Origin of the sequence: Lentihominibacter sp., from assembly GCF_046951855.1 — a bacterium.
In the GTDB taxonomy this organism is placed as follows: domain Bacteria; phylum Bacillota; class Clostridia; order Peptostreptococcales; family Anaerovoracaceae; genus Lentihominibacter; species Lentihominibacter hominis.
The window spans coordinates 1-2607 of the sequence record NZ_JBKTXS010000065.1; the positions used below are offsets into that span (position 1 = coordinate 1).

At 38.4% G+C, this 2607-nt stretch carries 4 protein-coding genes; all 4 read left to right on the forward strand.

What is annotated here, in order from left to right; genetic code table 11:
• Positions 1-52: 52 nt before the first annotated feature.
• Positions 53-271 carry an EamA family transporter gene (locus ACLR96_RS10155; RefSeq protein WP_412265860.1) on the forward strand — a complete coding sequence of 73 codons (219 nt, stop codon included), beginning with the start codon at positions 53-55 and terminating at the stop codon, positions 269-271.
• A gap of 115 nt (positions 272-386) precedes the next feature.
• Positions 387-953, forward strand: coding sequence for a DMT family transporter (locus ACLR96_RS10160; protein WP_412265862.1), 567 nt, complete (start codon positions 387-389; stop codon positions 951-953).
• A gap of 97 nt (positions 954-1050) precedes the next feature.
• Positions 1051-2013, forward strand: a complete 963-nt coding sequence (locus ACLR96_RS10165; RefSeq protein ID WP_177267617.1) for a 3'-5' exoribonuclease YhaM family protein — start codon at positions 1051-1053, stop codon at positions 2011-2013.
• 17 nt (positions 2014-2030) lie between these two features.
• Positions 2031-2607 (forward strand): helix-hairpin-helix domain-containing protein (locus tag ACLR96_RS10170; protein ID WP_412265864.1); only part of this gene is annotated, 577 nt, incomplete at its 3' end.

The following is a 2607-nucleotide window of genomic DNA, read 5'->3' on the forward strand; positions in this document are numbered from 1 at the left end:
CTATATAATTATATATAATAGAATGTGAGATTTGAGAAGACAGAGGTATACTATGGTTAGATTCAAGGGTGAGATATACTTGCTTCTCGCAGCAATAATATGGGGATCTGCATTTATATTTCAGAAAATGGGAATGGATCACATAGGACCCTTTTCTTTCAGTGCTTTCAGATATGTGATAGGGGCTTTGGTACTTTTGCCGGTAATCTTTATACGGGATGTGGTGACTGAAAGAAAAGGAAGACAGGCGGAGATAGTTTTTTTTTCGTAACAAAAATCTGCTTAAAGGAGCATTTTTTTGCGGTCTTGCCAGTTTTGTCGCAGGATCGCTTCAGCAAGTTGGACTGGTTTATACGACTGCGGGTAAGGCTGGCTTTATAACTTCTATGGATATTGTAATAGTTCCTTTAATATTGATTATTTTAAAGAGAAAGGTTCCTGTGCTCACATGGTTTGGTATAGCCGTAGCTGCTTTTGGCCTTTATCTTCTTTGTATAACAGATGGATTTACAATACAGATAGGAGACGGTCTTGTCATGGGGTGTGCGGTGGCATATTCCTTCCAGATAATCCTTATAGATCATTACTCGGAAAAGACAGATGTATTGAAGCTTTCCTTTATGCAGTTCATGTTTGCGGGTATAGTTTCGGGCGTTGTTGCTGTATTTGCGGAAACTATATCCTTTCAGTCTGTCATAGATTGTATAGTGCCTATATTATACGTTGCAGTTCTTGAAGTCAGTATAGCATTCACTCTTCAGATTGCGGGTCAGAAATATACATCTGCGGCTATAGCGACTGTCATAATGAGTCTTGAGTCTCTTTTTGCGGCGGTATGCGGAGCATTATTTCTTCATGAAACCATGTCGGTGCGTGAGATCATGGGATGTGTGCTTATGTTCGGTGCATTTATAATCGCACAGATTCCCGAGATGAGAGCTGATGGGAAATAATGTAAGAAATTTACATAAAATCACATACATTCCACATAAAATGATTAAAATAAAGTGTGTAGAAATAAGAAAGGTAAAATAAGAGGTTACAGATTAGATGAAAGACATATATATTTCAGAGTTTAAGACTAATCAGGAAGTTATATCATATTTTATAGTTAAAACAGTGGCTGTAAAAGTAGGATCCAATAAGAAAGCATATCTGGATCTGCTTCTTGCGGATAAAACAGGTGAAATTTCAGCAAAAAAGTGGGATATAGCCGATGAAGAGATGCCCGGATTGGAGAAGATCAAAGAAGGCAGCATCATAAAAGTGAAGGCTTTGGTTACTGAATGGAACGGAATGAAGCAGCTGAGAGTAAGTCGTATAAGACAGACATCGGCAGAAGACAGTATTGTTATGATGGATTATATAAAAGCTGCTCCTGAAGCTGCTGATGATATGTATTCATACATATATGACAAAGCAGATAATTTTCAAGATAAAGATCTTAGGAACATCTGTCTGAAACAGCTTACTGATAATAAGGAAAAATTGATGTATTATCCGGCAGCGCAGAAGAATCATCATGCGGAAATGTCAGGACTTTTATATCATATAAAGCGTATGTTGATGATGGCGGAAAAAGCCTGTGAGGTATATACTAATCTTAACAGGGAGCTTGTTATGACAGGAGTTATACTACATGATATGGAAAAGATAAATGAAATAGAATCTAATGAACTTGGAATTTCAACAGGGTACTCTTTTGAAGGCAAGATGCTGGGTCATCTTGTACAGGGTGTCAGAGTTATAGATAAGCTGGCTGATCAGCTTGATATTCCCAGAGAAAAAGCTGTAATGCTTGAGCATATGATACTTTCTCATCATTATGAACCTGAGTTCGGCAGTCCTAAGAAACCGCTTTTCCCTGAGGCAGAGATGCTTCATTATTTGGATATGATAGATGCTAAGATGTTTGATATGCAGGAAGCTCTTGAGAAGACAGAACCCGGAAGTTTCAGTGACAGAGTCTGGACTCTTGACAACAGAAACTTGTATAAAGTCACAGAATGGTAATAAGATGAATTAATGATATGTTAGAAGAAAAACAGGGAACGATAGCGGAAATAATTTTTCATAATAATGAAAACGGCTATACAGTAGCCGTTTTTGAGACTGAGACAGAAGCTTTCACGGCAGTCGGGAATATACCTTCGGCAAGTGTGGGAAGGGGATATGTGTTGAGGGGTGAATTCATCACACATCAAACTTATGGGGAACAGTTTTCTGTAAAAGAATTCGAAGAGATCATGCCGTCTACAAAAGATGGCATAAAAGAATTTCTTTCTTCCGGGGCAATGAAGGGAATAGGCCGTAAAACAGCATCAGCTATAGTATCAAGATTCGGAATTGATACTTTAAAAATAATAGAGCAGGAGCCGCAAAGACTTACGGAAGTTTCAGGAATAGGGAAAAAGACAGCGCAGCGGATAGCTGAAGCATTCGGAAAACATCGTGAATTTGCTAATATTGTGTTGTACTTGCAGCAGTTTGGAATAAGTGCGGATTATGCCATGAAGCTTTATCAGGTATATGGTGCGGATACGGTAAAAGCGGTGGAAGAAAATCCCTACAGGCTTGTGGAAGATGTATTTGGCATAGGTTTTAAAA